Origin of the sequence: Rhodococcus sp. EPR-147 (assembly GCF_001647185.1) — a bacterium.
In the GTDB taxonomy this organism is placed as follows: domain Bacteria; phylum Actinomycetota; class Actinomycetes; order Mycobacteriales; family Mycobacteriaceae; genus Rhodococcoides.
Window position 1 is genome coordinate 1 of record NZ_LVCU01000329.1, and the last position, 3,840, is coordinate 3,840.

General features: G+C 64.2%; 4 protein-coding genes and 1 pseudogene. 1 reads left to right on the plus strand and 4 read right to left on the minus strand.

What is annotated here, in order from left to right; translation table 11 throughout:
- A pseudogene (locus A2J02_RS15285) lies at positions 1 to 209 on the plus strand (phosphate acetyltransferase); the annotation flags it as partial.
- Between the two features lie 56 nt (positions 210 to 265).
- Here the strand turns inward: A2J02_RS15285 and hydA are convergent.
- The 4 genes from hydA to A2J02_RS15305 all read right to left on the minus strand — a co-directional run.
- Positions 266 to 1,681: a dihydropyrimidinase gene (gene hydA, locus A2J02_RS15290; protein ID WP_231893865.1), complete on the minus strand. Its 1,416-nt coding sequence runs from the start codon at positions 1,679 to 1,681 to the stop codon at positions 266 to 268.
- The gene (locus A2J02_RS15295) at positions 1,651 to 2,037 is read right to left on the minus strand and encodes an allophanate hydrolase-related protein (RefSeq protein WP_068051023.1); all 387 of its coding nucleotides are present in this window, start codon (positions 2,035 to 2,037) and stop codon (positions 1,651 to 1,653) included. Before A2J02_RS15295 ends, hydA begins: the two co-directional genes overlap by 31 nt.
- 13 nt (positions 2,038 to 2,050) lie before the next feature.
- Complete coding sequence (locus A2J02_RS15300) at positions 2,051 to 3,199, minus strand: NAD(P)/FAD-dependent oxidoreductase (RefSeq protein WP_068051025.1); 1,149 nt, start codon at positions 3,197 to 3,199, stop codon at positions 2,051 to 2,053.
- The coding region (locus A2J02_RS15305; RefSeq protein WP_068051027.1) for a dihydrodipicolinate synthase family protein at positions 3,189 to 3,840 on the minus strand (652 nt) is incomplete at its 5' end. The genes A2J02_RS15305 and A2J02_RS15300, both read right to left, overlap by 11 nt.

Here is a 3,840-nt window from a genome sequence, read left to right on the forward strand (position 1 = left end):
TCGAGGGAATTTCGGCCCTGCACGGCAAGCGTGCCCACGAACTGGTCCGGGACGGCGGGTGGATGCACGCGGATTCCAGCACCGTCCTCGAGGCTCTCGATGACGACCGAATCAGTCGGTATCACGCCATCGCGGGACGTGGGGTCGCACAGACGTTTCGAGACGCACGTGAATACCTGGCGGCGGCAGTAGCTCTCGCCGATAAGTAGTCCGAAGTAGCACCACGTCGAGGCAGCCGAACCCGTCGACGGTAGAAGTCCGGGCCTCACATGCTGAATGCCCCGCTGAAGTCGAGGGGTGCCGCTTCGAGATGTCGGCCGCGGGGAGTGGCGTCGACGAGTTCGCCGTCGTGGACGACAATCTCGCCGCCCACGATCACGGTGACCGGCTTTCCTCGAAGTCGGTGTCCCTCGTAGGGGGTGTAGTCGGTCGCCATGTGCTGTGTTTCGGTGGTCACCGTCCATTCCAGTTCGGGATCCCAGATGGCGATGTCGGCGTCGGACCCCGGCATCAGTGATCCCTTGCGGGGATACAAGCCGTTGGTGCGCGCTGGATTCGACGAGGTCAACTCCACGAATCTGCTTGCAGTCAGACCCAATCCGTCCACATAGTGCGAGTAGATCACCGGAAGACGCGTCTCGACTCCGGGCAGTCCGTTGGGCATGTGCCGCACGTCGTGGCTGTGCACCTGCTTCTGTGCGGTGTCGTAGCAGCAATGGTCGGAACCGATGGTGGTGATGTGCCCGGTGAACAGGTGTCGCCCGAGTTCCTCGACCACCTCGGCCGAGCGCAGCGGTGGGCAGCAGACAAATCGTTCGGGTTGTTCACCCTCGTAGGCCGAGTCGTCGAGGATCAGATGGTGGGCGACCGATTCGGTGAAGGCGACGAGCCCTCGCTTACGAGCGTCCGCGACCAGTTCGACGGCAGCCGGAGTCGACTGATGCACGAAATAGACCGGCGCATTCTGTGATTCGGCGATCGCGAGAATGGCGGCGACCGAGGCAGTCTCGGCGAGCTCCGGCCGCGTCTGCGACATGTGTGCGGCATCGACTCCGTCCGATACGGCTGCGAGGTTCTGCGCGTCGGTGACGATCGCGTCGGACTCGCAGTGGATGATGACCATTCCGCCGAGATCGCGAGTGGCCTGCATCGTGTTGAGGATGGTGTGTTCGTTCGCCATCGTCTCACCGGCGTAGGTGGTGAACATCTTGACCGTCCGAATACCGCCGTCTGCCAGTGTTTTCAGTTGGTCGGCGGTGGTGTCGGTCCACTCGACGACGCAGGCGTGCAGAGCCGAATCGCACAGTCCGCTCGACGCTTTCGCTCGCTGCACCTCGGCAGCGTTGAGCGGCTGTTGACCGGGACGCGGGATAGCGAAGTCGATGATCGTGGTGGTGCCGCCGAAGACGGCCGCCGTCGTGCACTCCAGGTACGAGTCGAGAGAGGTGAATTCGCCGGAGGTGAACCCGACGTGGCAGTGCGGATCGACTCCACCCGGCATGACCAGTTTCCCGGTTGCGTCGATGACCTCCGCTGCCGCGTCGACCTCGCTCCCTGGGTTGAGCACCGCAACGACTCTGCCGTCGTCGATGAGCAGATCTGCCGCAGCGGCCCAATGGGATTCGACGATCGTTCCGCCGCGCACGACCTTCATCGTGTGCTCGCGAGGTAGGTCAGCCATCCTCCGCGATCACTGATGTCGGTGACGCCCGTGGCCGTCAGATAGCTCTCACGCATGCGCATCGACAGGGAGCCCGAGCCGTCGGCCAACTCGATGACGCCGAGTTCGAGTTCCTTCGGTTCCCTGGGAAGGAGCTCGTCGCGTAGTACGTCGTACTCGACCTCGTACAGCTCGCCCGGTACTACGAATCCGTCGGTTGTGACCGGATGAAGACCGGGAAATTCGTCGCGCACGGAGAAGAAGCGGTATTTCGGGGCGGTGTCGACTTTCCCGACCAATCGCGCCTTGTGCAATGCGTCGTTCAGGGTGCCGCCGGACATCGCTTGTCCGTTGACGAACATCGTGACCAGTGCCATGTGAAGCCCTCTTTCAGTGAGTGTGAAGACGGACGAGACGGTCCGGGGAGAACGCGGATACGTCGACCTCGGGTTCGGTGCCTCGCGCCAGGGCCGAGAGAACCTGCCCCCACAGTGGCGCGAAGGTGAAGGAGTAGGTGCCGCCGGCCACGAAGAGGCCTGGGGCTGCGGCGAGTTCGCCGATGACCGGCATCTCGTCGGGGGTGGTGACCACGGGGCCGGTCCAGGTATCGAGTAGCGCATTCCGGGCGAGCGCAGGCAGAAGCCGTCGAACCTGCTCCAGATTTCCTGTGGTGCTGTCGGATCTGCTCGGGGCCGTCTCGCTGTCGTGGAACGCACCTGCTGGCCAACCGCCGCCGAGGACGAGGCGTCCCGTTCGGTCCTGTTTGATCGACATTCCCTCACCGACGTGCTGCACCAGCACTTCGAGTGTCAGAGGTGCGGCATCGAGCGAGTGCATCTGCAACGAGGTCGGGACGAGATCGAGCGATACCCCCGCCATAGCCGCGATCGGAGCCATCCACGGACCTGCAACGTCCATCACTACGGGTGCAATCCACGTTCCACCGTTGGTGCTCACTGTCCAGACATCACCGTCGCGGGCCAATCCGGTGACCGGTGTCGACGGATGTACAGACGCTCCTTCGGCCACGGCCTGACGTAACAGGGCAGGACCGGCGAGGTCGGGTTCTGCGAATCCGTCCCACGGACACCAGGTTGCGGCCTGAACGCTCGGGCCGAGCAGCGGTAGCGCCTGTCGAGCCTCGTCGCCGCTCAGTACCTCCGTCGGGATCCCCGCAGCTCGTTCCCATCGGTGCTTCGCGATGAGGGCGTGGACCTGCTCCTCGGTTTCGGCCACCATGAACCCGCCGCACCGGTTCAGCCCGAGACCGGGCACCGTCTCGTCCAGTGTGTTCCACAGCGAGCTCGTCGATTTCTGCAGTGGAAGCAGCTGTTCTACATCGACGGCTGTGCCCTGCCCGGGCCTGCGCGTATGGATGGTCTGGATGTGCAGGTTGCCCGCAGTCGTACCGGAGCCGGCGGTGTTGGGTAGGGTGCGATCGAGCACAGCAACGCGGGATCCCGCGCGAGTGAGGGCGAGAGCCGTTGCTGCACCTACGATTCCGGCTCCAATGACAACAACGTCGACCTCAGACCGCATGGACAGCTCCTGCGGTCGCGTAGGCATCGTCGATACCCGATTCGACGATGACCGATTGCAGCGAGGCAAGCGTGTCGGCGTCGGTGACCGGCAACAGCGGTTCGCGCACGGTGCCTCCCGGTTGGCCGAGAAGGTTCATCACGGCCTTCAACTGGGGGATGGGGGAGGCGTACACGCCGCTGTAGTCGGACGCGATGAGCCGACCAGAGAACGCGCGATAACGATCGACCCACATGCGCGCGGTGTCGGCGTCACGTGCAGCGACGGCCTCGTAGAACGGCACCGCGAAGGGCGCGCCCACCCCACCGCCGTCGATGTTGCCGTCCCCACCCAGCTCGAGCAGCGTGGCAAGGCCGCGTCGATGCAGGAAGCTCCCGAATACACGGACGCGATCGGACACGGCCTCGACGGTGTCGAGCATGGCGAGCCAATCACCGGTGCTGTCCTTGATCGCGACGACGTTCTCCAGGTCGGCCAGTCGAGAGAACAGGTCGGGTGAGGTCCCCATGTCGACCGCAACGCCACGTGGCCAGTTGTAGGCCATGAACGGCAACGATGTTGCGGTGCTGACGCTTCGGTAGTACTGATAGGTCTCTTCCGCCGAGGTGTGTGCGTAGGGCGGAGGCGTCGCCAGTATGCCG